This window comes from Cryptosporangium sp. NPDC048952 (assembly GCF_043197895.1).
Lineage (GTDB): Bacteria > Actinomycetota > Actinomycetes > Mycobacteriales > Cryptosporangiaceae > Cryptosporangium.
This window is the reverse complement of record NZ_JBICTY010000001.1, coordinates 1,627,877-1,652,576: the sequence shown is the minus strand read 5'-3', so window position 1 is coordinate 1,652,576 and position 24,700 is coordinate 1,627,877. Positions and strand designations below refer to the sequence as shown.

At 69.3% G+C, this 24,700-nt stretch carries 23 protein-coding genes; 12 read left to right on the top strand and 11 right to left on the bottom strand.

Annotated elements, in window-relative coordinates; genetic code table 11:
• The first annotated feature begins 7 nt into the window (after positions 1-7).
• From ACGFY5_RS07850 to ACGFY5_RS07800, 11 genes are read left to right on the top strand one after another with little or no spacing between them, the layout of a single operon-like run.
• A complete protein-coding gene (locus tag ACGFY5_RS07850; RefSeq protein ID WP_392718479.1) occupies positions 8-775 on the top strand; it encodes an ATP-binding cassette domain-containing protein in 768 nt (255 codons plus the stop codon).
• Positions 772-2,004 carry a sugar ABC transporter permease gene (locus ACGFY5_RS07845; RefSeq protein WP_392718477.1) on the top strand — a complete coding sequence of 411 codons (1,233 nt, stop codon included), beginning with the start codon at positions 772-774 and terminating at the stop codon, positions 2,002-2,004. The genes ACGFY5_RS07850 and ACGFY5_RS07845 overlap by 4 nt, the downstream gene beginning before the upstream one ends.
• A complete protein-coding gene (locus tag ACGFY5_RS07840; RefSeq protein ID WP_392718475.1) occupies positions 2,001-3,119 on the top strand; it encodes an SDR family NAD(P)-dependent oxidoreductase in 1,119 nt (372 codons plus the stop codon). Before ACGFY5_RS07845 ends, ACGFY5_RS07840 begins: the two co-directional genes overlap by 4 nt.
• Positions 3,120-3,139: 20 nt before the next feature.
• A complete protein-coding gene (locus ACGFY5_RS07835) occupies positions 3,140-3,544 on the top strand; it encodes a cupin domain-containing protein (RefSeq protein ID WP_392718473.1) in 405 nt (134 codons plus the stop codon).
• 12 nt (positions 3,545-3,556) lie between these two features.
• Complete coding sequence (locus tag ACGFY5_RS07830) at positions 3,557-4,354, top strand: SDR family NAD(P)-dependent oxidoreductase (protein WP_392718471.1); 798 nt, start codon at positions 3,557-3,559, stop codon at positions 4,352-4,354.
• A 14-nt stretch (positions 4,355-4,368) separates the two neighbouring features.
• A complete protein-coding gene (locus ACGFY5_RS07825) occupies positions 4,369-5,349 on the top strand; it encodes a zinc-binding dehydrogenase (protein ID WP_392718469.1) in 981 nt (326 codons plus the stop codon).
• The gene (locus tag ACGFY5_RS07820; protein WP_392718467.1) at positions 5,349-6,596 is read left to right on the top strand and encodes a M24 family metallopeptidase; all 1,248 of its coding nucleotides are present in this window, start codon (positions 5,349-5,351) and stop codon (positions 6,594-6,596) included. Before ACGFY5_RS07825 ends, ACGFY5_RS07820 begins: the two co-directional genes overlap by 1 nt.
• 8 nt (positions 6,597-6,604) lie before the next feature.
• Complete coding sequence (locus ACGFY5_RS07815) at positions 6,605-8,065, top strand: NAD-dependent succinate-semialdehyde dehydrogenase (protein ID WP_392718465.1); 1,461 nt, start codon at positions 6,605-6,607, stop codon at positions 8,063-8,065.
• On the top strand, positions 8,062-8,922 hold the full coding sequence (locus tag ACGFY5_RS07810; protein WP_392718463.1) for a sugar phosphate isomerase/epimerase family protein: 861 nt from the start codon (positions 8,062-8,064) through the stop codon (positions 8,920-8,922). The genes ACGFY5_RS07815 and ACGFY5_RS07810 overlap by 4 nt, the downstream gene beginning before the upstream one ends.
• A 44-nt stretch (positions 8,923-8,966) precedes the next feature.
• Positions 8,967-10,055 carry a sugar ABC transporter substrate-binding protein gene (locus ACGFY5_RS07805; RefSeq protein ID WP_392718461.1) on the top strand — a complete coding sequence of 363 codons (1,089 nt, stop codon included), beginning with the start codon at positions 8,967-8,969 and terminating at the stop codon, positions 10,053-10,055.
• Positions 10,056-10,112: 57 nt separating this feature from the next.
• Positions 10,113-11,153: a LacI family DNA-binding transcriptional regulator gene (locus ACGFY5_RS07800; RefSeq protein ID WP_392718459.1), complete on the top strand. Its 1,041-nt coding sequence runs from the start codon at positions 10,113-10,115 to the stop codon at positions 11,151-11,153.
• A gap of 68 nt (positions 11,154-11,221) precedes the next feature.
• On the opposite strand, the gene ACGFY5_RS07795 is transcribed toward ACGFY5_RS07800, so the two are convergent.
• Positions 11,222-11,707 (bottom strand): Lrp/AsnC family transcriptional regulator, encoded by a 486-nt coding sequence (locus ACGFY5_RS07795; RefSeq protein ID WP_392718457.1) that lies wholly within the window; start codon positions 11,705-11,707, stop codon positions 11,222-11,224.
• A gap of 179 nt (positions 11,708-11,886) precedes the next feature.
• On the opposite strand from ACGFY5_RS07795, the gene ACGFY5_RS07790 reads away from it, so the two are divergent.
• Complete coding sequence (locus ACGFY5_RS07790; protein ID WP_392718455.1) at positions 11,887-14,205, top strand: pyruvate dehydrogenase; 2,319 nt, start codon at positions 11,887-11,889, stop codon at positions 14,203-14,205.
• Between the two features lie 64 nt (positions 14,206-14,269).
• Here ACGFY5_RS07790 and ACGFY5_RS07785 read toward each other — a convergent pair whose 3' ends face one another.
• The 10 genes from ACGFY5_RS07785 to ACGFY5_RS07740 all read right to left on the bottom strand — a co-directional run bounded on the left by ACGFY5_RS07785 (position 14,270) and on the right by ACGFY5_RS07740 (position 24,667).
• The gene (locus tag ACGFY5_RS07785) at positions 14,270-15,547 is read right to left on the bottom strand and encodes an amino acid deaminase (protein WP_392718453.1); all 1,278 of its coding nucleotides are present in this window, start codon (positions 15,545-15,547) and stop codon (positions 14,270-14,272) included.
• Positions 15,537-16,181 carry a DJ-1/PfpI family protein gene (locus ACGFY5_RS07780; protein ID WP_392718452.1) on the bottom strand — a complete coding sequence of 215 codons (645 nt, stop codon included), beginning with the start codon at positions 16,179-16,181 and terminating at the stop codon, positions 15,537-15,539. The genes ACGFY5_RS07785 and ACGFY5_RS07780 overlap by 11 nt, the downstream gene beginning before the upstream one ends.
• A 74-nt stretch (positions 16,182-16,255) precedes the next feature.
• Positions 16,256-17,716, bottom strand: coding sequence for an amidohydrolase family protein (locus ACGFY5_RS07775; protein WP_392718450.1), 1,461 nt, complete (start codon positions 17,714-17,716; stop codon positions 16,256-16,258).
• Positions 17,713-18,924: an allantoate amidohydrolase gene (locus ACGFY5_RS07770; RefSeq protein ID WP_392718448.1), complete on the bottom strand. Its 1,212-nt coding sequence runs from the start codon at positions 18,922-18,924 to the stop codon at positions 17,713-17,715. Before ACGFY5_RS07770 ends, ACGFY5_RS07775 begins: the two co-directional genes overlap by 4 nt.
• Complete coding sequence (locus ACGFY5_RS07765) at positions 18,921-19,931, bottom strand: GlxA family transcriptional regulator (protein ID WP_392718446.1); 1,011 nt, start codon at positions 19,929-19,931, stop codon at positions 18,921-18,923. Before ACGFY5_RS07765 ends, ACGFY5_RS07770 begins: the two co-directional genes overlap by 4 nt.
• Before the next feature lie 78 nt (positions 19,932-20,009).
• On the bottom strand, positions 20,010-20,930 hold the full coding sequence (locus tag ACGFY5_RS07760) for an alpha/beta hydrolase (protein WP_392718444.1): 921 nt from the start codon (positions 20,928-20,930) through the stop codon (positions 20,010-20,012).
• 17 nt (positions 20,931-20,947) lie between these two features.
• Entirely contained in the window at positions 20,948-21,964 is a 1,017-nt protein-coding gene (locus ACGFY5_RS07755; protein WP_392718442.1) for an ABC transporter permease, read from the bottom strand.
• Between the two features lie 5 nt (positions 21,965-21,969).
• A complete protein-coding gene (locus ACGFY5_RS07750) occupies positions 21,970-22,731 on the bottom strand; it encodes an ATP-binding cassette domain-containing protein (protein ID WP_392718440.1) in 762 nt (253 codons plus the stop codon).
• The gene (locus ACGFY5_RS07745) at positions 22,731-23,702 is read right to left on the bottom strand and encodes a sugar ABC transporter substrate-binding protein (RefSeq protein WP_392718438.1); all 972 of its coding nucleotides are present in this window, start codon (positions 23,700-23,702) and stop codon (positions 22,731-22,733) included. The genes ACGFY5_RS07750 and ACGFY5_RS07745 overlap by 1 nt, the downstream gene beginning before the upstream one ends.
• Positions 23,699-24,667 carry an alcohol dehydrogenase catalytic domain-containing protein gene (locus tag ACGFY5_RS07740; RefSeq protein ID WP_392718696.1) on the bottom strand — a complete coding sequence of 323 codons (969 nt, stop codon included), beginning with the start codon at positions 24,665-24,667 and terminating at the stop codon, positions 23,699-23,701. The genes ACGFY5_RS07745 and ACGFY5_RS07740 overlap by 4 nt, the downstream gene beginning before the upstream one ends.
• Between the last annotated feature and the right edge of the window lie 33 nt (positions 24,668-24,700).

Here is a 24,700-nt window from a genome sequence, read left to right as displayed (position 1 = left end):
AGAGTCCATGGGAACCGAGCCCCTCCTGGAGTTGCGGAACATCTCCAAAGCATTCGGCGGTGTCCAGGCGCTCAAGGACGTCAGCCTGCAGATCCGGCCCGGCGAAGTGGTCGGCCTGGTCGGCGACAACGGCGCCGGAAAGTCGAGTCTGATCAAAACGATGTCGGGCATCCTGCGACCCGACACCGGTGAATTCCGGTTCCAGGGGAATGCGGTCGACCTGAAGGGCCCGAACGACGCGAAGCAACTGGGTATCCAGACCGTCTACCAGGACCTGGCGCTCTGCGACAACCTCGATGCCGTCCAGAACCTGTTCCTCGGGCGGGAACTCGTCGGGCCGCGCGTGTTCGGATCCCGCGTCAAGCGCGCGGAAGCGCAGAAGCGTTCCCGGGAGGTGCTCCGCCGGTTACGGCTCGACAGCATCTCGCTGACCCGGCCGGTCGGCGCGATGTCCGGCGGTCAGCGGCAGAACATCGCGATCGCCCGGTCCATCCTCTGGAAGCCCAACGTCGTCCTCTTCGACGAACCGACCGCGGCGCTGAGCCACACGGCCGCCGAGCAGGTGGGTCTGCTGATCCGCCAGCTGGCCGACGAGGGCCTCGGGGTTCTGGTCGTCTCGCACGACATCCACCAGTTCGTCGTCGAGGTCACCGACCGGGTGGTCGTTCTGCGGCTCGGCCGCGTGGTCTCCGAATTCGAATCGAAGTCCGTGTCCGGCGAGACCATCGTGAACGCGATGGTCGGCGGTAACGAGGGAGTGAACTCAGCCCGATGACCACCACCGTCCCCAGCACCCTCACCCCGCCGGCCGACGTGCCGCCGAGCCGGGCGAGCCGGGCCCGCGCGCGATTCGTCGAACTGCTGGCCACCGATCTGCGCGCACTTCCGGTCCTCGCCGGTCTCATCGTCCTGGTGCTCTACTTCGCGTCGCAGAGCGAGTTCTTCCTTTCCAGCCGGAACCTGACGAACCTGCTGGTGCAGACCGTCGTCACCGGCACGATCGCGCTCGGTCTGGTCTTCATCCTGCTCACCGGTGAGATCGACCTGTCGGTCGCGGCCATCAGCGGCGTCAGCGCGGTGGTCATGGCCAAGCTGGTCGTCTCGTCGGGGTTCAACCCCGCGCTGGGTGTCGTGATCGCGATCGCCCTGGGTGCCGCGATCGGCACGTTGACCGGCTTCTGGTCCACCCGATTCCTCGTGCCGTCGTTCGTCGTCACGCTCGGCGCGGGCCTCATGCTCAACGGCACGCAGCTGATCCTGCTGCCGACGTCCGGGCGCTACAGCGTGCTCGGCACCGGCTTGGAGAAGATCGCCGGCACGTTCGTCACCGGTCTCTGGTCGTGGCTGTGCGTCCTGGCCGCGGTCGCCGCGGTCGCCGGCCTGCGCTGGACGAGCTATCAGCGCAACCGCAGGCACGAGATCGAGGTCTCGCTGGTGAGCACCGTGGTGATTCCGATCGCCGTCACGCTTGTCGCCGGGCTCGTCCTGGTCGGGGTGTTGAACGCCAACGAAGGCATCCCGGTGCCGGTGCTGATCTTCGCAGTCCTGCTCGCGGCGGCGTCCTACCTCTTGAACGAGACGCGCTTCGGCCTCTACCTGTATGCCACCGGCGGCAACGCCGAGGCCGCCTTGCGCGCCGGCATCAAGGTCCGCCGGATCAAGATCCTCTCGTTCGCGATCGCCGGAGCGCTCGCCGCGGCCGGCGGCATCATCGCCGCGTCCCGCATCCTCGGGGTATCGGTCTCGTCCGGCGGCGGCATCGGCGGTGGCGCGATCCTGCTGAATTCGATCGCCGCCGCCGTGATCGGCGGAGTCAGCCTGTTCGGTGGCCGGGGCCGGGCGTCAGCCGCGCTACTCGGCGCGCTGGTGATCGGTGTGGTCGGCAACGGGCTGAACCTGCTCGGCGTCTCGACCGACGTCCAGCTGCTGGTGACCGGAGCGTTGCTGGTGCTGGCGGTCACGATCGACCGGTCGATCGAGCGCCTGACGGTGGTCAGCCGATGAGCATCGTCGTCGACCTGTCCCGAGCGGGCTCCGATTGGGTCACCGGCGTCGAGGAGCCCTCGCGGGTCCTCCTGGATGCCCTCGGCGCCCCTCACCCGGATAAGCCGATCGTCGTCGTGGTCCGCACCGGTGGCTCCGCGACGCCGGTGAGCCGAGCCGCACTCGCCGCGGTGAAAGGCATCGTGGGCACCGCCGCGCTGGAGGCCGCGCCGTCGCGCCGGCGGGTGAACACCGTGCTCACCGGCCCGGCTACCACGGAGCGAGACCTGAACGCCGTGGTGACCCACCTTTCCGACGAGAAGGACTCGGCCTTCACTACCGGCGCGTCGCTGGACCTCACCACCGTCGTGTCGGGCCGCGAACCGGGATCGGTACCGTCCGCCCCGATTCTGATCACCGGTGCCGCGGGCGGCCTGGGTCTGGCCACCGCGCGCGGTCTGGCGGCACACGGCCGGCCGCTGATCCTGTCGGATCTCCCCTCGCCCGCGCTGGACGCCGCAGCCGAGGAACTGGACGCCCCGGCGGTCCCGTGTGACGTGACCGCACCGGACGCCGTCGACGCACTCGCGGCTCATCCCCTATTGACCGACGGGCTCTCCGCGCTCCTGGTCCTGCACGGCGTCGGCGGTTCCGGGGCGATCGACGAACTCGACCCCGGTATCCGAGACCGGTCGCTGGTCATCAACGGAACCGGCGTCCACCACGTCGTCGAGGGCTTGCTACCGCTGGTGCGCAATGGTGAGCCCGGCTCCGTGGTCGTGCTCGCGTCGCAGGCCGGGCTCACCGCCGAAGCCGGCAACGCCGCGTACTGCGCCGCGAAGTTCGCCGCTGTCGGCTACGTCGAAGGACTCGCCGCGTCCCTGCGCGACACCGGTGTGCGCGTGCACGCGATCTGCCCCGGCCCGGTCGACACACCGCTGATGCGCGCCGCGTTCAGCGGGATGGCGCAGGCCGCGGACCTGAGCTTCGACGACTACCTGGCGCAGCGGATGGCCGAGGTGCCGCTCGGCCGATTCGGCGCGCCGGAACACGTCGCCGCAGCGGCCCGACTACTGACCGATCTGGATGCCACCGGAGTGGTGCTCGCCGCCACCGGCGGCGTCGTCCTCACCTGACCCGCGGAGGGACAACACCGATGCAGTACGTATCGACCGCCGACGTTCCGGCTGTACTGGAGCACGACGACACCGTCGCCAGCCACTTCATGTTTCCGTTCAACGCGCTCCGGGAGCAGACCGAGGGCTCCTACCTGCAGTTCGTCAACGAGTTCCTGGTCGACGCCGGCAAGTTCATCGAGCCGCACTTCCACAACTCGCACGAGTTCTATTACGTGCTGTCCGGACGCGGCACGATGCGCGTCGGCGACGAGGTCAGCGAGGTCTCCCCCGGCGACCTAATCCACACCCCGCCGAACGTCCCGCACTCGATCTACGCCCACCGCAGCGGCGTCCGCTGCCTGGCCTTCGCGGTCGCGTTCATCAAGGAAGGCGAGCCGACCCACACGCCGACCACCTTCGACAACTGGCCTCCGGCCGCCTGAGGACGCAGACCCATGGACCTCCAACTGAACGGCCGCACCGCCTACGTCACCGGCACCGCCACCGGCATCGGACGCGAGATCGTCCGGCTGCTGGCCGCCGAGGGCGCCTCGGTGTTCGCGGTCGACCGCGCGATCGACGACCTCACCGACTACGTCACCGCGGACGGCCTCGAGACCGTCCGTCCCTACGCGGCCGACCTGGCCGTTCTCGACGAGTGCAACGCCGCCGCCGACGAGGCCGTCCGGCACTTCGGCGGCGCGCCGGACATCCTGATCAACAACGTCGGTATCGGGCGGATGCTGCCGTTCGAGGAACTGACCGACGAGGATTTCCACCGGACGTTCGAGGTCAACTTCTTCGCGATGGCCCGCACCTGCCGCCGTCTGGTGCCGCTCATGGCCCAGCGGGGCAGCGGTGCGGTCGTCAACGTCACCTCGGACCTCGCCGGTCAACCCGAGACCGTGTTCGTCGACTACGCGGCGAGCAAAGCCGCGGTCGTCAGCCTCTCCAAGACCCTCGCCCGGACCTACGCTCCCGCGGTGCGCGTCAACGACGTCTCCCCCGGTCCGATCTGGACGCCGCTCTGGTTCCGCGAGGGCGGCTACCTCGAGACCGTCGAGGCGAACTACGGCTTGAAGGGCGACGCCGCGATCAAGGAACTCATCCGCGATCGGGAGATCCCGCTGGGCCGGCTCGGCGAGCCGGTCGAGGTCGCTCGTGCCGTCGTTTTCCTGGCCTCTCCGTTGGCGGCTTACACCACGGGTTCCTCGCTCGGCGTCAACGGCGGCACCGTCCGCGCTGCTTTCTGAGGGGGACACACATCATGAGGACTCTCGTCTACCAAAAGCCGAACGTCGCCGAGATCGTCGATCGCGACCCGCCGGCGATCGGTCCCAGCGACGTCCTGGTCCGGATGCGCGCCGTCGGCATCTGCCACTCCGACTTCGACCTGCTCACCGGCAACTACATCCTGCCGATCCGCTACCCGGTGGTGCCGGGCCACGAGTGGACCGGCGACGTCGCCGAGGTCGGCAGCGCGGTCACCGGCTTCACGGTCGGCGACCGGGTCGTCGGTGAATGCTCGGTCGCCGACGACGAGCACTTCGGCTTCACCTACGACGGCGCGCTGTCGGAGTACTTCCCGGTGCCCGCCGCCTGGCTGCACAAACTGCCGGAGAACGTCGGCGACTCGGTCGGTGCGCTGGTCGAGCCGTTCACGGTCGCCTACGGCGCCACCCGGGGGTTCGACGCGTCGGACACCGTCGCCGTCTTCGGCGCGGGCCCGATCGGCCTGTGCTCGACGGCGGCCGCGGCGGCCATGGGCGCCCGGACGATCATCGTGGAGCCCGACCCCGCCCGCCGCGAGCTGGCCGCGAAGCTCGGCGCGGAACACAGCGTCGACCCCACCGCGGGGGACGTGGTCGAGCAGATCCTCGAGCTGACCGGCGGCCGGGGCGCCGACGGCGTCGTCGAGGCCTCCGGCAACCCCCGCGCGATGGCGGACACACTGCTGGTCGCGGCCTACAACGGCCGGATCGTCAATGTCGGGATCAACGTCGGCGGCGAACAGGCCACCCGGCTGGGCCTGATCGTGGAGAAGTCACTGAACATCCGCGGCCAGGTCGGGTCGACCGGCGTCACCTGGGACGCGGTGCTGCGCTTCCTCGGCCGACTGCCGGTGGATCTCTCGCAGATCATCTCCCGGCGCTTCGACTTCGAGGACTCACTCGACGCGCTCACGGCCGCCGAGGACCGCAAGTCGAACATCAAAATCCACATCCACAACCCCAATTTGGACGCCTGATGGCTGCTGTCCGTCCGCTGCCCGCGCCCGGCCACATGGGCGTGGACTACGAGGAGCGCGTCGATTTCGACCGGCTGCGCCGCTACCGGTGGGGCCGGGCGCAGGAAGCGCTGCGCGGCTCCGAGTGCGGCGCGTTCCTGCTCTTCGACTTCTACAACATCCGCTACACCACCCAGACGTGGATCGGCGGCGCGCTGGGCGACAAGATGACCCGCTACGCGCTGCTCACCCGCGAGGCGGACGCGCCGTGGCTGTGGGACTTCGGCTCGGCCGTGCGGCACCACCAGCTCTACTCCCGGTGGCTGCCGGAGGAGAACTGCCGGCCGGGGATGCTCGGTATGCGCGGCGCCGTCGCCCCGTCGGCCGGTCTCATGGAATCCGCGATCCGCGAGCTGAAAGGCCTCCTCGAGGACGCCGGTATGGCCGACGCTCCCGTCGGCGTCGACATCGTGGAACCGGCGTTCCTGTTCGAGATGCAGCGGCAGGGGCTGACGGTCGTCGACTGCCAGCAGCTGATGCTCGACGCACGGCAGATCAAGTCGCGCGACGAGATCATGCTGCTCACCCAGGCGGCGGCCATGGTGGACGGCGTCTACCAGGACATCGTCGACGTGCTCAAGCCCGGCATCCGGGAGAACCAGATCGTGGCGCTGGCCAACAAGCGGCTCTACGAGATGGGCTCGGACCAGGTCGAGGCCGTCAACGCGATCTCCGGTGAGCGTTGCAACCCGCATCCGCACAACTTCACCGACCGGCTGATCCGCCCCGGCGACCAGGCGTTCTTCGACATCATCCACAGCTTCAACGGCTACCGGACGTGCTACTACCGCACGTTCAACGTCGGCAGCGCGACAGCGGTCCAACGTGACGCCTACACGAAGGCGCGGGAGTGGATGGATGCGTCGATCCAGATGATCAAGCCCGGCGTGACCACCGATCAGGTGGCGGCGGTCTGGCCGGCCGCGACCGAATTCGGTTTCGCCAACGAGCTCGCCGCGTTCGGGCTGCAGTTCGGTCACGGGCTGGGCCTCGGCCTACATGAGCGGCCGATCATCTCCCGTCTCAACAGCATGGCCGAGCCAGTCGAGCTGCAGGAGGGAATGGTCTTCGCGCTGGAGACCTACTGCCCGGCCACCGACGGTTTCTCGGCGGCCCGCATCGAGGAAGAAGTCGTCGTCACCGCTGACGGCCCCCAGATCCTGACGCTGTTCCCCGCTCAGGAACTCTTCGTCGCCAACGCGTACTGAGGATCCTCATGGAGACCCTGAAGGACATCGAGGCGGTGCTCGGTCCGGTCCCGGCCGGGCCGATCGTCGGCGGCCAGGTGGCCGCCACCGCCGCCACCCTCGCCGTCGTGGACCCGGCCACCGAGGAGACGCTGACCGAGATCGGCGTCGGCGACACGGACACCGGTGTCGCCGCCGTCGACGCGGCCGCCGCCGCCATGAGCGGCTGGGCCGCGCTCGCGCCCCGGCGCCGCAGCGAGGTCCTGCGCCGCGCGTACGAGCTGATGACCGAGCGCGGCGACGCGCTCGCGCACCTGATCGTGCTGGAGAACGGCAAGGCGCTGGCCGACGCCCGCTCCGAGGTGGCGTACGCGGCGGAGTTCTTCCGCTGGTACGCCGAGGAGGCCGTACGGCTGGAAGGCACCGTCGAGACGGCGCCCGCCGGCACCAACCGCATCCTCGTGCTGCGGCAGCCCATCGGCGTGTCGTTGCTGATCACGCCGTGGAACTTCCCGGCCGCGATGGCCACCCGCAAGATCGGCCCGGCGCTGGCCGCCGGGTGCGCGGTGGTGCTCAAGCCCGCCTCGGAGACTCCGCTGACCGCGCTGGCGATCGCCGCGATCCTCGGCGAGGCCGGTGTGCCCGACGGTGTCGTGAACGTCGTGCCGGCGCGCAACGCGGACGCGTTCTCTTCCCGGCTGCTCGACGACGACCGCGTGCGGAAGGTGTCGTTCACCGGCTCCACCGAGGTCGGCCGACTGCTGCTGGCCCACGCTGCCCGAACCGTCGTGAGCAGCGCGATGGAGCTCGGCGGCAACGCGCCGTTCGTCGTGCTGGCCGACGCCGACCTGGACGAGGCCGTCCAGGGGGCCATGGTGGCGAAGCTGCGCAACGGCGGCTCGGCATGCACGGCCGCGAACCGGTTCATCGTGCACGAATCGTTGGCCGACGAATTCTCGGGCCGGTTCGCGACAGCCATGGCCGAACTCTCGGTCGGGCCGGGCGTGCAGCCCGGCAACACGATCGGGCCCCTGGTGAACGCCAAGACCAGGGACAAGGTGGCGTCGCTGGTGCAGGGCGCCGTCGACGGCGGGGCCCGGACGCTGACCGGCGGGCAGGCACCCGACCGACGCGGTTACTACTACCTGCCGACCGTGCTCGGCGGCGTCGCGCAGGACGCGCCGATCCTCGGCGAGGAGATCTTCGGCCCGGTCGCACCGGTCGTGTCCTTCCGCGATCTGGACGAGGCCGTCTCGCTGGCCAACGCCACCGAATACGGCCTGGTCTCCTACGTCTACACCACCGATCTGCGGGCGGGCCTGCAGGTCAGCGAGCGTCTGGACAGTGGCATGGTCGGCCTCAACCGGCCGGTGGTGTCGGACCCGGCGGCGCCGTTCGGCGGCACCAAGCAGTCCGGGCTCGGCCGGGAGGGCGGGCACGAGGGAATGCTCGAGTTCACCGAGAGCAAGTACATCGCGGTGGAGTGGTGACGGCCGTGGAGCTGATCGCCACGTGCTGGACCAGCTCCGGCGACGTCGCGCCGCTCGCGCCGGACGAGCGCAGTCCGTTCGACATCGCCGACCGGGTCGCGGCGGTCGCCACGACCGGGTGGGCCGGGATCGGCATCGCCCAGGACGACGTCCGGCACGTCCGGGACACGATCGGCTACGCCAAGCTGGGCGAGCTGATCCACGAGGCCGGCCTCCGCTACACCGAGCTCGAGCTGCTCACCGACTGGTGGGAGACCGGCGAGCGTCGCCGACGGTCCGACGAGGTCCGCGCGGTCCTCTTCGACGCCGCGGAGTCGCTGGGCGCCACCCACATCAAGATCGGCACGGCCTTCGGCGAGGCGCTGACGTCGATCGACCTGCTGATCTCCCCGTTGCGTGACCTGGCCGACGAGGCCGCCGGCCGCGGGCTGCGCGTCGCTCTCGAACCGATGCCGTTCTCCATGGTCGCCTCGGTGCCCATGGGCGCGGACCTGGTCCGGGCCGTCGACCGACCCAGCTGTGGCCTGCTGGTCGACAGCTGGCACGTCTTCCGGGCCGGAACCTCGCTCGCGGACCTGCGGGCGAGCCTGACGCCCGACATCGTCTTCGCCGCGGAACTGAACGACGCCGCCGCGGCGAGAGTCGGAACGCTGTTCGAAGACACGATCAACGAACGGCTGCTGTGCGGTGAAGGATCGTTCGACCTGACCGGTCTGATCCGGACGCTGACCGAACTCGGCTACCGCGGCCCGTGGGGCGTCGAGATCATCTCCCGCTCGCACCGCGCGCTACCGCTGGAGTCCGCGCTGCAGCGGGCCCACGACACCGCGGCGTCGGTGATCCGATCGGCTCTGTAAGGCCTCCTGCAATCCATTGCAAACCCCCGAAGCGAGGACTCCCAATGTTGCGTTTTCTTCGCGCACCGATCGCGGTCTCCGCAGTCGCGTGCCTGTTACTGGCCGGGTGCGGGTCGAACGACTCCGGTGACTCCGGCGGCAAGAAAGTGTTCTTCCTCCTGCCCAACACCACGACGACCCGCTTCGAACAGAGAGACGCGCCCGCGTTCGAGAAGTACATGAAGCAGCTGTCACCGGGGACCTCGGTGACCGTGCTCAATGCCGCCGGCGACCCCGACAAACAGCAGGACCAGGTCAACGACGCCATCACCCAGGGCGCGTCGGCCATCGTTCTCGTCTCCGCGGACGCGAACCTGGCCGCCGGCTCCCTGGCCACCGCCGAGCAGGCCAAGGTTCCGGTGATCCTCTACGAACACGATGCGGTCGGCGGCCCGGTGGACGCGCAGGTCAGCTTCGACGCCCATGCGGTCGGCGTCGCCCAGGGCAAGCGGGCCGCCGAGCTCATCGCGAAGATGCCCGGACAGGGCCTGAAGATCGCGCGGGTCAAGGGCAATCCCGGCGAGTACGGCACGACCCAGTACCAGGCCGGCCAGGACGAGTTCCTGAAGCCGTTGATCGACAGCGGCAAGATCACCGTGGTCTGCGACAAGAACATCACCAACTGGGACCCGGTACAGGGCCAGGCGTTCGCCGAGGACTGCCTGACCAAGCAGAACAACGGCGTCGACCTGTTCGTGACGATGAACGACGGCCTGGCCGGCGGCATCATCGCTGCCCTGACCAGCCAGAACCTCGTCGGAAAAATCCCGGTCACCGGCGGTCAGGACGCCAACCTCGACGCCGTGCAGTTCGTCGCGCAGGGGAAGCTGGACAACACGATCTTCAAGAACCTCGACGAGCAGGCCAAAGCCGCCGCCCAGGTCACGTCGTCGATCCTGAAGGACGACGGCGCGTGGAAGAAGCAGGTCAACGGCGAACTCGACAACAAGTTCCAGAAGGTGCCGACCGTCTTCCTTCCTGTTCAGAACGTCACCAAGGACAACATCGACATCGTCGTGAAGGCCGGTTTCTACACCTGGCAGGAGATCTGTCAGGGCGGAGAGACGTCGGAGGTCTGCAAGGCTCACGTCTGATCGACCAGCGCCGGGCAGGCGACCGTCTGCCCGGCGCGTTCCATACGATGAGGTGCCATGGGGAAGTCGCAGGCCGGCGGCGCGGCCACTTTGAAAGACGTGGCCCGGCTGGCCAAGGTCCATCCGGCGACGGTCTCGCGGGCACTGGACCCGGCCAAGGCCGACCTGGTTCACCCCGATACCCGTGAACGCATCGTCCGGGTCGCCAACGACGTCGGCTATCGCATCAACGCATTCGCGCAGAGCCTGCGCAAGAACGTCAGCGGCATGGTGGGCGTGGTCGTGGCCGACGTGGCCAACCCGTTCCTCCCCCCGGTCCTCCGCGGCATCGAGCAGGTGCTGCGCGCCGAGGGCCGCCTCCTGCTCATCGCGGAGACGCACGACGACAGCGCGACCCTGGCCTCGATCCTCGAGCACCTGGTCACCCGCCGCGTCGACGCGATCATCCTGTCGGCCGCGCACCGCGACGACGCCGACGTCGTCCGCGCGATCCTCCCGTTGATCCCGGTCGTGCTCGCGGTCCGGAGCCTCGAGTCGGATGCCTTCCCCACCGTCACCCACGACGACGTGCTCGGCGGGAAGCTCGCCGCCCGGCATCTCGTCGAGCTCGGCCACCAGTCGCTCGCGCAGCTCGCCGGCCCGGCGGACATCTCGTCGTTCAACGGCCGGTCGACCGGCTTCGGATCGGTCATGGCCACGACGTCGGCGCGGGACGTCTCGGTCGAGGACTACGCGGCCGAGCCGACCGTCGCGGAGGGCTACCGACTCACCCGGCAACTGCTCGACCGCGGCACCGACCGGCCGACAGCGCTGTTCGCGCACAACGACCAGCTCGCGGTGGGCGCGCTCGACGCCCTGCGGGAGCACGGGCTGCGCTGCCCCGAGGACGTCTCGATCGTCGGATACAACGACGCGCCCCTCACCGATCACCTCGATCCGCCGCTGACCACCGTCCGGCTGCCCGGCATCGACCTCGGCCGGCGGGCCGCCGAGCTGGCACTGCAACAGATCGCCGGAGACGCCGCCGGCACCCAGATCGAACGATTCCCCCCGGAACTCGTCGTCCGGCGATCCACCGCACCACCCGCGACCGGTTGATGGCTCAGGTCAACGTGACCAGGGTGCGGCGCGCGGCGCCTACCTGCCGTCGCCCGTGGCACGAGCGGTCAACCGACGTCGACGTCCTCCCCGCGAGTCCAGTCGTACATGACGATCATCGTCTTGGTGCCGGTCACCTTCCCGGTGCGGCGGATGGCGTTGACGACGCGCTGCAGGTGATCGACGTCGTGGACCCGCAGACGGACCAGAACGTCCGGGTCGCCGGCGACGGTGAAGAAGTTCTCCACCTCATCCATCTGGCGTAGCCATTCCTCGAGCTCCCCGGTTTCCGTCTCGCCGGTGAGCCGGATCTCCACGAAGGCGTGCACGTCACCCGCAGCCTGGTCGTCGATGACGGTGACGTAGCCGCGAATGACCCCTTCCTGCTCGAGGCGGGCGATCCGGCGGCTGACCGGCGCCGGTGACAGCTGGACGGCTCGCGCCAGCTGGTTGACGGGCGCGCGCGCGTCCTTGCGCAGCAGCTCGAGCAGTCGCCGGTCGAGCTCGTCCAGCTGGACGGTCCGCCGCGTCATCCGGGATTCATGCTTCGGCATGAATGCATGATGCATCGCTGGGCGTCCCACACGAAACATCCGTGCGCTCTTGCGCAGGTTTCCCATGATCTCTTGCCCGTGGAGTCCGGTGTACGCACAGTTCATTGCGCAGGCGACCTCGACGTCGTGAACGCCGAGGCCATGGCGATCGACAACACCCCTGACGGAGACAACCAGCGATGAACCAGCTGCAGCACGAGGTCGACGCCGGTACCGCCGTCAGCACGGATGTGCTGGGCGAGATTTCGCGGAGGGTGCTCTGGCTCTCGACCGCCATCGTGGACGCGGCCAACCACGGTCGGCCCAACACCAGCGGCGTCAAGGTGGGAGGGCACCAGGCGTCGAGCGCCTCGATGGTCGACATCATGGTGTCGCTGTGGTTCTCCGAGCTGAGCCGGTACGACCGCGTCTCGGTCAAGCCGCACGCCTCGCCGGTGCTGCACGCCATCAACTACCTGCTCGGGGACCTCGACCCGAAGTACCTGACCTCTCTCCGGGCGAAGGGCGGGTTGCAGTCCTACCCGAGCCGTCTGAAGGACCCGGACACCGTCGACTTCTCGACCGGGTCGGTGGGCATCGGCGCTACCGCAGCCATCTGGGCAGCGCTGTCGCACCGATACATTGCGTCGCACTTCGACACCGCGCCGAGGGCGGGGCGTTTCATCAGTCTGCTCGGTGACGCCGAACTCGACGAGGGAGCCATCTGGGAGGCGGTCGCGGACCCGTCGGTCGCGCGGCTGGGTGAGCTGCTGTGGATCGTCGACCTCAACCGGCAGTCGCTCGACCGCGTGGTTCCCGACGTCCAGATCCATCGACTCATGGGGATGTTCGGGGCCGCCGGCTGGCAGGTGATCACCCTCAAGTGGGGTCGCCTCATTTCGGCGCTGTTCGATCGACCGGGTGGGGAGGAGCTGCGGGCACGCCTCGAAGCGATGCCCAACGAGGAATACCAGCGGCTGCTGCGCGTCGACACCTCGCAGGTGGCTGATCGCATCGCCGGCGAGCAGGGCTCGGCCGAGCTGCGGGCGCTGCTCGCGTCACTTCCCGCCGCCGAGCTGGCGGCGGCCATCCGCGATCTGGGCGGCCACGACCTCGGTCTGCTGCTCGACACCTACGACTCGGTGGAGTCGACCCGCCCGACCGTGATCTTCGCCTACACGGTCAAAGGCCGTGGGCTGCCCACCGAGGGCCACCCCAACAACCACTCCGCCCTGCTGTCCGAAGCGCAGATGACCATCCTCGCCGAGGCGGTCGGGGCGGACCAGAACGACCCGTGGCGCACGTTCGCACCTGGTTCGCCCGCCGCCGAGTTGTGCGCACGGCGCGCCACGGCACTCGAGCGGCCCGCGGTGCCGTCCCGGCGGCCAGACGTTCTACCGCCGGCCCTTTCCCGTCCGCACCGGAAACCCATCTCGACCCAGGCCGCGCTCGGGCGGTTCATGGCCGACCTGACCCGCGAAGCGCCTGCCGCCGCGGCGCGGGTGGTCACGTGCAGCCCCGATGTCGCCTCCTCGACGAACCTCGGCGGATGGATCAACAAGACCGGGGTCTGGTCGGCGCAAGACCGCCTTGACTGGTTCGCCGACGACACCGAGCGTGTGCTGAGGTGGGCGGAGGTAACCACCGGCCAGCACCTCGAACTAGGCATCGCCGAGGTCAATCTGGTCGGCCTGCTGGGCGAGCTGGGTGCAACCTGGTCACGGTGGGGCGAGCGCCTGATCCCGATCGCGACCCTGTACGACCCCTTCATCTCACGGGCCCTCGAGCCCTGGTCCTACGGCATCTACGCCGGCGGGCAATCGATCATCGTCGGCACGCCGTCCGGTGTCACGCTTGCGCCCGAGGGTGGGGCTCACCAATCCATCACGACGCCGTCCATCGGGCTCCAGCAGCCCGGGTGCATCGCCTGGGAACCGGCCTTCGCCCAGGACCTGGAGTGGTGCCTGCTCGAGGCGATGAACCAGGTCGGCGTCCCCGGCGGGATATCGAGCTACTTCCGCCTCTCGACCCGCCCGATCGATCCCGCACTGACCGCGCTCCCGCAGGACGAGGTGTTGCTGGAACGTCGTCGGCGCCAGGCCATTTCCGGCGGCTACCGGATCACCGCCCACTCCCCCGCCGCCGAGCAGGTGACGCTGGTCGGCGTGGGCGCCATCGTCCCCGAGGTCGTCGCCGCGGCCGAGCTCCTGTCGAGTCAGGGTGTGACCGCGGGTGTCGTGTGTCTGACGAGTCCCGACCTGATCTTCCGGTCCGCCCAGGGACGCGGTGGCGACATCAGCTCAACGTTGTTCCCTGCAGAGCACCCCGCCTCACTGGTGACGGTCATGGATGGTCACCCCCACACTTTGGCCTTCCTCGCCGGGCTTCGCGGGGACCGAACGATCAACCTCGGAGTTACCGAGTTCGGACAATCGTCCGGCTTGGAAGACGCCTACCGCCTGCACGGGATCGATGTCGCCTCGATCGTGGACGCCGCCCTTTCAGTCGTCGGGCGGTGACGACAGCCGAGGCCGGCGCGTGGTCGGCAGCCATGACTGCCTGGCGCCGCCGAACGGGGTCAGGTCAGAAGAAGGTGAAGACACCGTCGACCACGTCGTATCTCTCGTCGACCATCGGCAGATAGCGCCACTTGTCGAAGGCGGTGCACGGGTGACTGATTCCGAACACGACCCGGTCGCCGACGGCCAGCGGGTCCCCCGTCGGCACCCTCACGAAGGCGTGCTGGTCGTTGAGCGCCGTAACCTGGTAAGCGACACCGCGGGCGACGTCCGAACCCCTGGCGTAGACGGATTCGGCCACCGGTAGTGCGTAGTCGTAAGGTGCGTCGCGCTTGCCGAAGCCGACGATCGCGAGATCTGGCTCGGGACGAGACCACACCGTGGCCCACACTTCCAGTGCGGGCTCCAGGCGCGGGCCTGTTCCTCGGGCCCCGAACGGTGAGGTCTTCTCGTACATCTCGACGTCGTGGGCGAGGTAGCAGCCGCTTCGCAGCACGGTAAGTACTGGCCGCGTGAACCGCGCGGGACCCAGCTCCGCCGCCACCAGGTCGAAGTAGGAACTGCCACCGCAGCTGACCACGATCTCGTCCGCCGGCAGCAGTCCACGGCTGTCCAGCACCTCGACGAGCTCACGGATCCGCCGTAGGTAGACGGTGCACTTGGTCATCACGTCGTCGACGTCGTGGCCCGGCATCAGACCCTCGAAGCCGGTGACCCCGCGTAGCTCCAACCACGGTGAAGCGACCACTCGCTCGGCGAGCGCCACGGCCTCCTCGATCGTCCGGCAGCCGGTCCGGCCACCGGGATAGCCGAGCTCCAGCAGAACGCCGAGCGGCCGGTCCATTGCCGCGAACACGTCCTCGACGGCGTCCACTCCCGCGTCGCTGTCGACGTTGCAGAGCAGGTCGAAACCCGGATCGGCCGCCAGTTCAGCGGCCGCCCAGCGCAGCGACCCGGGGTCGACGAGCTCGTTCGCCAGCAGGATCCGCGAGACGCCGAACACCCGGTACGCGCGGCACTGCGCCGGAGTGGCCGCCGTGAGGCCCCAGGCGCCGGCCGCGAACTGCCTGGCGAAGAGCTGCGGCGCCATCGTCGTCTTGCCGTGGGGTGCGAGGAGAAGGCCGTTGTCCCGGCAGTAGTCGGCCATGAGGCCGATGTTCGTCGTCAGTGCGCTGTGCTTGATGACCAGCACCGGGAAGTCGAGATCTCCTGATCGGACGTTCCAGCCCTGCTCACCGATCTCACCAGCGCTGATGGCCGAGCCGGACGGGATCGGCAGGGACTTGTAGGTCCCGTCGAGCCGCCGCCCGGCCAGCTCGGCCAGGAAGGCGTCAGCTCTCATCAGGAAAGCGTCCCGCCAGCCGCTGCGTGGCGAGCTCCACGACCTGCGGTGGGGCCGACTCCATCGAGCCGGCGGAGTACGGCGGCTCGGGTGCGTACTCGATGATCAGCTGGACCATCTGCGCTACGTCGTCGCCCCTGAGTTTGCCGGCGAGCGTCAGGGCCATGTCGATCCCGGCGGAGACGCCCGCAGCGCTGACGTACTTGTCGTCGATGACGACCCGCTCGGTGGACGGTGTGACGCCGTATTTCTTCAGCTGCTCGAGTGCTCCCCAGTGCGACGTCGCCGGGCGCCCCTCGAGGAGGCCGGCCGCAGCCAGGACCAGCGAGCCGGTGCAGACCGACGTCGTCCAGGTGCTGGTGCGGTCGGCGGCACGCAGCCACTGGTGAAGCCGGCCGTCCTCCATCTGGTCCGCCTGGCCGGGGCCGCCGCCGATGAGCACGACGTCGGGGGCCGGTACGTCCTCGAGCCGGGCGACCGCGTCGACCGAGAGGCTGCCGAGGTCGTTGGTGACCAGGCCCGGTTCCTCGGCGACGAAGACGACCTCGGTCTCGGGAAGCCGCGCCAGCACCTCGTAGGGACCGATGACGTCGAGAGAGGTGAAGCGTGGGTAAAGCACGATGGCGATCTGCATAGGACAAATTCTCGTGGCCCGCGGTCACGATCGAAATGTCGCACAGCCCACCGTTTCGGCCATGGAGAAGACCGTCAGGTACGCACCGGTCGACCCGGTAGGGCGGACTCCTGCAACACCCCGTTGCTGACGACCGGCTCCCCGTTGACGAGCACGTGCACGAACCCCCGCGACGGGCTCACCGACGCCTGGTACGTCGCCGTATCGGTGACCCGGTCCACATCGAGCACCACCAGGTCGGCGTCGCAGCCGACCTGAATTCGGCCCTTGCGGGCCAGAACTCCCCCGAGGATGCGTGCCGGTTCGACGGTGCACCGGGCGACCGCCTCGGGAAGGGACAGCAGGCCGGTCTCGCGGACGGCGACGCGCAGCGTGCGCGCGAACGTCCCGGCAGTGCGCGGATGCGTGCGGACGTACGCCGGGGGTGGCCACCGCCAGGCGTCGAGCGTCTGCCCGTCCGGGACCACGAACGGAACGGCGTCGGAGGCGACGACGGCCCCCGGCAACGCGCACAGCCTGGCGATCCGGTCCGTGTCGCCCTCGTCGAACACCCTGATGAAGGCGAGCCCTGCGGGGTCGGAGGCACGCAGCTCGAGCAGCCGCTCGACCGACGAAACGGTCTCACCCGTCCGCGCGTACACCACGTCGCTCGGCGTCCCCGTCGCGCCGAGCACGTGCAATCGGTCGGGACGGAAGTAGTCCGATCCGATCGACGTCATGCCGTAGCCATAGGGGTAGGCCTCGGCGGTCACCCGTGCACCCTCGGCCCGGATTGCGTCGACGAGAGCGAGGACCCGGTCGAGGTGGCGCGTCGACGTCGAATTGATGTGGCAGTAGTGCAGATGCGCGCCGGTCTGGCCGGCGATCCGGGTGAGCTCTTCGGCGCCGTCGACGACGACGTGCGGGTCCTGCTCGACCAGGGGGCGGGCGTGCGTGAACGCCGGTACGCCGGCGCCCGCGGCGAGCCGCGCCACCGCGACCATCTCGGCGGGGTCGGTCGCCGGTGCGTAGCCGAGCAGCACGCCGATTCCCAGCGCGCCGTCGGCGAGCTCACGGGCGAGCAGGTCGAGCATCGTCGCGGTCTGCCGGGGCGAGGCGGCCGAATGCATCGCCGGCGACCCGAGGTCGTCGAGTGGACCGCCCGCGCCGCCGGGTAAGGGTGCCCCGCCGACCACGTGCCGGCGCACCCAGGCCCACGACGCCGACCAGCCGTAGTTGATCGGCCGGCCCTCTGCCGCCGCCCGAGCGTAGGCAGCGGCGACCGGAGCCGTGCCGGCCTCGAGTTCCAGCGCGGTCGTCACGCCATCGAGCGCCTGCAGGCGCGCCTCGCCGACGCCCTGGGCGTGGCTGTGCAGGTCGACGAACCCCGGCACGACGACGAGGCCGTGGGCATCGATGGTGCGCCGGCCGACCAGGTCTGCTTCCGACACCGCGGCGATCCGATCGCCGGTGACGCCGACGTGGCGGACGGCGTCGAGGCCGGTCTCGGGGTCGATCACCCGGCCGCCGCGGATCACGACGTCGTAGGTCGTCATCGCAGCAACTCTTCGAGGACGTCGGCGAGCGCTGCCGCTCCGGCCTCGGCGTCAGCGTCCTCGACACCCTCCTCGGGTGAGTGGGAGACGCCCGTGGGGTTACGGGTGAAGAGCATCGCCGTCGGCATCCGCTCGGCCAGCACACCGGCGTCGTGTCCGGCACCGACGTCGAGGTGGGGAGCGTCGGGCAGCACGGCAGCGAGCCGGTTCCGCAACGCCTGGTCGAAGTCGACCGCGCCGCCGTAGGACTCCTTCACCAACGCGATTTCGCAGCCTTCGGACGCCGCCAGGGGACGCGCGCGCTCGAGGATCGACGTGACGATCTGTTCGGCGACAGCGTCGATCGGATGGCGGACGTCGAGCCAGATGTCGACGCGCGACGGGATCACGTTGGTGCCCCCGGGAGTCGGCTGGATCCGGCCGACCGTGGCGCGGGCGCCGGAGAAGGCGCGGGCGGTGTCGCGGACCGCGACGACGATGGCGGCGGCGGCGACCATCGGGTCGCGGCGGTCGGTCATGAGCGTGGCGCCGGCGTGGTTGCCCTGACCGGTGACGGTCAGCCGCCACAGCCCGTGTCCGATGATGGACGAGCCGATCGCGACCGGCCGGTCGAGGTCGATGAGGCCTCGCCCCTGCTCGACGTGCAGCTCGACGAAGGTGCTGATGCGGGACAGCGTTTTGTCGTCCCGGCCGACCCGCGAGGGGTCGAGGCCGGCGGCGGTGAGCGCTTCCGCGAGCGTGATGCCGTCGGCGTCGGTCCGGGCCAGGGCGCGGTCGGGGTGCAGATCGCCGATCAGCAGCCGGGAGCCCAGGCAGGCCTCTCCGAATCGGCCGCCTTCCTCCTCGGGAAAGACGACGATCGCCAGCGGCCGAGTGGGCGCGACCCCGCGCGCGTCGAGCAGGTCGACCGCGGTGAGGGCGGAGGCGACGCCGAGCGGACCGTCGAACTGCCCACCGCCCGGCACCGAATCGAGGTGGCTGCCGGTGACGACGGCGTCGTCGAGGGATCCGCCGATCCCCCGGCGCCACGCCCAGAGCAGACCGTTGCGGTCGATCTCGACGTCCATCGACCGCCGCGACGCCTCGGCGAGAAACCACTCCCGCAGCGTCAACTCGGCCGGGCTGTAGGCGAAACGGGACCAGCCGCCCCGTCGGCGGTCGCGCCCGACGTCGCGGATGCCGGCGAGGAGACCGACGACGCCCGTCACGCGCCTTCCCGATCCGCGTGCTCGGCTCGGTCGGTCATGGCGACGGGCGACGGGGTGAAAGCGCTGCGGTACTGGGTCGGTGACACGTCGAGATCACGCAGGAACGCCCGGCGCATCACCTCCGCCGAGCCGTAGCCGCACCGGTGCGCGATGCGAGTGACCCCGTCGGTCGTGTCGGTCAGCATCCGCTGCGCGGCCTCCAGCCGGATCAGGTCGACGTACCGCCCGGGCGTCACCCCGACCTGGTCCGCGAAGGCGCGGGCGAACTGCCGCGTCGAGAGCCCGACCCGGTCCGCCAAGGTCGGCACCGACAGGTCGGCCTCGAGGTTGTCGGCGATCCAGTACTGGATCTCTCGTAGCGGGTTCGAACGCGCCACCTGGGTCTCCAATTGCACGCTGACTTGCGCCTGGCTTCCCGGACGGCGCAGATAGACGACCAGGAGCCGGGCGATCTGGTTCGCGACGGCGCGTCCGTAATCCTCGTCGACCAACGCGATCGCGAGGTCGATGCCTGCGCTGACGCCGGCGGACGTCGAGATCTTTCCGTCACGCACGAAGATCGGCCTGGGGTCGACCTCGACCGAGGGGAACCGGCGCGCGAGCTCGTCGCACGAATCCCAGTGCGTCGTCGCTCGGCGGCCTTCGAGCAGCCCGGCCCCGGCCAGCAGAAAGGCGCCGGTACATACCGACACCACACGCTCGGCTCGCGGTGCTCGGTCGTGCAACCACGCGAGGATGCGTGGGTCGGGATCGGCGGCACCGGGGCCACCGGGCACGAGGACGATGTCCGGGATCTCCGCGTCCAGCAGGGCGACGTCCGGCATGAGCCGGAGCCCCCCGGCGGCGCGAACGGGCTCCCCGTCGACCGTCGCCGTCCGAATGACGTACGGCGGGTGCTCGTGGTCGCCGACGAATCGCGCGGCAGAGGCGAGCACGTCGACCGGCCCGGCGACGTCGAGTGGTTGCACGCCGTCGAACGCCAGCACGAGTACAGATCGAGTCCTCACGCATGAGATCCTCGCACCGCCGGTGACGTCGTCAAACGGTGTCTGGGCCAGCCGCAGATGACGGGGCACGTCGTCTCCTCAGGCCGGAGTGACCGCGCGGGTCACGAGCTCGTTCACGGCGTCGGTGAGCCGGGTGAATGCAGCGCTCGCCGACGCCACCCGAGGCGCGTAGTCGATCCAGCTGTGCACCTGTTCCGGGTCGAGCAGCACGGTGACGGGCACGCCGGCGGCCTCGAGACGCGCGGCGTAGTTCTCGTTCGAAGTGCGCAGCAGATCGTGCCCGGCGACGGCGATCACCGCCGGTGGCAGCCCGGCCAGGCTGGCCGCCCGGCCGGGGAGTGCGTACGGCGAGGCCAGGGCCGCCTCGGTGCCGGCGTAATTCCGGACGAAGAAGTCGAGGTTCTCCCGCGAGACGTACGAGGTATCGCCCAGTTCGACGACACTTCGCGCGTCCATGTCGTCGTCGATGCCCGGATAGATGAGCACCTGGACGTCGATGCGGGGGCCGCCCACGTCCCGGGCCTTGAGCGCTACACAGCCGGTCAACGTGCCGCCCGCGCTGTCACCGCCGACTACGAAGGGCAGGTCGGGCCGCAGGCGGCTCGCCCAGACGGTCGCGTCCCAGGCGTCGTCGAACGGCGTCGGGAACGGATGTTCGGGCAGCATCCGGTAGTCGACCGAGACCACGATCGCTCCGGTGTCGCGGCTGATCCGCCTCGCGACGGGATCGATGGTGTCCAGATCACCGGTGATCCAGGCACCGCCGTGGAAGTAGGTGAAGACCGCGGTCGGATCGTCGGGCCGGTAGACCCGCACGGCGAAGTCGCCGATCCGCTCGTCGGTGACCGCGTCGACAGGGATTTGCTCGACACCTTCGTTGTAGAGCGCGACCGAATCGCGGGCCGCCTGGCGGAGTTGGTCGGCGCTCAGATCCGCGACCGAGCCCTGCGCGCCGGGTTCACCCAGCAGTTCGATGATGACCGGGTCAATGGGTTGCATGGGTTCTCCCAGTGGCTTCATCGCTTGCGGTAAATACGAGAGCGGCGCAAATGGTCCAGCCCGACCGCGCAGATGAGGATCGCCCCGATGACGATGCTGTTGTACTGCGGCGGGATCTCCGTCAGCACCAACGCGTTGTCGATCATCGACAGCAGCACGGCGCCGACCGCGATGCCTTGGATGTTGCCCAGGCCGCCGAGGAGGCTGACGCCGCCGATGAGCACAGCCGTGATCGCGATCAGGGTGGTCGACGTTCCACCGGCGGTGACCTGACCGGCTCCGACGCGAGCCGAGTAGAGAAGACCGGCGATCGCCGCCGTCGCGGCAGCGATCACGTAGAGCCCCAAATCGAGCCGGAACACCCGCAGGCCGTTGCCGACAGCAGCCTGGCGGTTGCCTCCGAGCGCCCGGACGTTGACCCCGAACCGGGTGCGCTCGAGCAGGAACCAGAAGACCGCTCCGATCACGACCGCGATCACCACGATGCTCGGTAGGCCGGCCACCCGGGTCTGCCCGAGCCGCAGGAAGCCATCGGGCAGGGGCAGCACGTCGCGGCCATCGGTCACCAGGTTGTCGATACCGGTGAGCATGTAATAGACGCCCAGCGTCGCGATGATCGGCGGGACGTGCAGGTAGGTGATGACGGCCCAGTTGAGGGCGCCCACCGCGCAGCAGAGCGCGAGACCGAGCAGCACCGCAAGCGGCCAGGGAACGCCGGCGACCATGAGCTGGCAGGACACCAAGCCGCTGAGCGTGAACACGGCGCCTGCGGAGAAGTCGAGCCCACCGCCGATGATGAGCAGTGCGGCACCGCAGCCCACCACGAAGTAGATGACGCTCGACCGCAGGATCTCCAGCAGGTTGCTCTGAGTGAAGAACAGGTCCGACCGGGACACCGCGAAGATCACGACCAGCACCATCACCACCAACAGCGTGGTCTCCTGGCGCACCAGCACCTTGGTCAGCAGACTCTCGCGCTCGCCACCGTGGTCGGTGGGAGTGTGGACGCGCGCGGGCCGAGACGTCGTCGGCATGCCCATCACGCCACCTCGCCCTCGTGATCGGCAGGGAGAGCGCCGGTGATCATGCCGACGACCTCCTCGCGGGTGGCCTCGGATACTCGCCTGGTGCCGACGGTCCGGCCGAGCCGGAGGACCGTCACACGGTCGGCGTGCGAGAAGACGAAATCCAGGTCGTGGCTGACGATGATGATCGCCTTGCCCGACGCCCGGAGCCCGTCGACGATCTCGCCGACGTGCGCCGTCTCCTGGACTCCGAGCGCGGCCGTCGGCTCGTCGAGCAGGACGATCGGCCGATCCATCCGCACGGCGCGGGCGATGGCCACGACCTGCCGCTGCCCTCCGGACAACAACCCGACCGGCGTGCGCACGTTGCCGACGCGGACGTTGAGGTCCTTGAGCACCTGGGCCGCCTCCCGCTCCATGCGCCGCCGATCGAGCACGACGCCGAACTTGCGAGGGAGGTTGCCGAGCGCCATGTTGTGAGCGATGTCGAGACACTCGACCAGCGCGAGATCCTGGTAGACCACGGCGATCCCCCGCCCCTGCGCCTCGGCGGTCGACTTGACGTTCGCCAGGTCGTCGCCGTCGACGAGGATCTGGCCCTCGTCAGCGCGGTGGATGCCCGAGATGATCTTGATCATCGTGGACTTGCCGGCGCCGTTGTCACCGACGATGGCGTGCACTTCCCCGGCGTACGCGTCGAGACGGAGGTCTTCGAGCGCCGACACCGAGCCGAAGTACTTGCGGACTCCCCGCAGTTGAAGGGTCGCCGCGGCCATCAGACCCAGCCCTTGTCGAGGTAGCCCTGGACCTTGTCCTGGCCGACCACGGCGACCTGCACGGCGACCTTCTGCGGAGTTTTCTTCTCGTGGAGGTCGACGATGCCGTCGACGATCCGCTTCCCCTCCGAGCAGACGTCCTCCAGCAGCATGAGATTGGCCGTTCCGTCCTTGATCGCCTCGGTGCCGCCGTTCTCGTGGCCCACCGCGGTCAGGAAGACCTTGCCCTTGAGGTTCTTGGCTTTGATGGCCGCCGTCGCGCCGGGTGTCGTCGTACCCATGTTGGTGACGATCTGGGTGATGTCCGGGTGGGCCGTCAGGAGCGCGGTGACCTGCGGCAACCCCTTGGTCGCGTCGTCGCCCGTGTAGACCTCACCGACGATTTTGACGTTGCCGGTCTTGGCGGCCGCGGCCTTGACGCCGTCCATCCACGACTTGCCGAGTCCGGTGTTCGCCGGAGCGACGAGTCCGAGGACGTGGTTACCCGGCAGTGCCGCAACCGCACCCACGACGGTTTGGCCGATGAGGGTCCAGTCGGGACCGATGTTGTAGTCGGCGCCGCTGTCCGCGCCGCCGGGTCCGTAGATCGTGCCGGTCAGGATGCCGGCCTTCTGGGCCTGTTGGAGCAGTGGAGCGAAGCCGTCGCTGACCGGCATCGTGACCACTGCGTCCTTCTTGTTGGCAATGGCCTGCTGGACCTGCTGGATCATGGCGTTCCCGTCGATCGCCTGCCCGGTCGGCCCGCTCTCGGTGAGGTCGGCTCCACGGGTCTCGGCCTGCTCCTTCATGCACTGGCCGAATTGCTTCCAGGTCGGGTAGCTCGGGAGCGGGTTGACGAACTGGATCGTCATGGCCCCGGAGTCGCCGGATTTCGCGGTCGTCGCCGTGTCGTCGCTCGTGCAGGCGGCGAGACCGCCGATGACCAGTGCTGACGTCGAGAGGGCGGCGAAGATGCGCAGGGGGATGGTCATGATGAAACCTCTCCATTGGGGTGTATCGCGAGTTTCAGACCGTCGCCGGCACGGAACGTGGATACGGCCTCGGCGTACTCGCCGAGCGAGAACTGGTGGGTGACCAGGGGGGCCAGCCGGTCGCCCCAGGCCCGCGCGATGCGGATGGCGCGGTCGAAGCTGTGCAGGACGGCCATGCTGCCGACGATCGAGATCTCGTTGCGATAGACCTCGAACGGCCGGACCTTGACCACGGCCTCGGTCTGGGCCACCCCGAAGCACTGGAAGGTGCCGCCCGGGCGAACCCGGGTCAGGCCGTCCTCGATCGCGCTGACGACGCCGGTGCAGTCGATCACCGAGTCCCACTGCTGGTCGAGGTCATCGGGCTGGGCGACGGCCGCCAGGCCGAGCAACTGAGCCACCGCGCGGCGACGCGGATTGGGCTCCACGATTGCGACCGGCTCCGGGCTCAGGTCACCGGCGAGCAGGCCGACGAGAAGCCCCATCGTGCCCGCGCCGTAGATGAGGTACCGATCGCCGACCCGCCGCGGTAACACGTCGAGTCCGTGGATGGCGCACGAAAGCGGCTCGACGAGTAACGCGCCGGCGTGGGTGATGTCGCCGGGCAACTGGTAGGCCAGCTTCGCCGGGGCGCGGACGAGCTCCGCGGTGCCCCCGTCGAGCGTGACGCCGAGGGCCTCGTAGTTCAGGCACAGGTTGCTCCGGCCACGCCGACACTCGGCACAGGCGTGGCAGGCGATGTTCGGATCGACTGCCACCAGCGTTCCGACGAGCGCGGAGTCGACCTCGGCACCGGTAGCGACGACCTCCCCGTAGAACTCGTGACCCGGGACGACCGGGAACCGCTGATAGGGCAAGTCGCCGTCGATGAGATGAATGTCGGTACCGCAAATTCCAGCGCCACGAACAGCAATGACCAGATCCCCCGGACCGGGCACGGGGTCGGGCAGACTCCGAACTTCCATTGTTCCGGTGCGATCGATCACGACTGCTTGCAT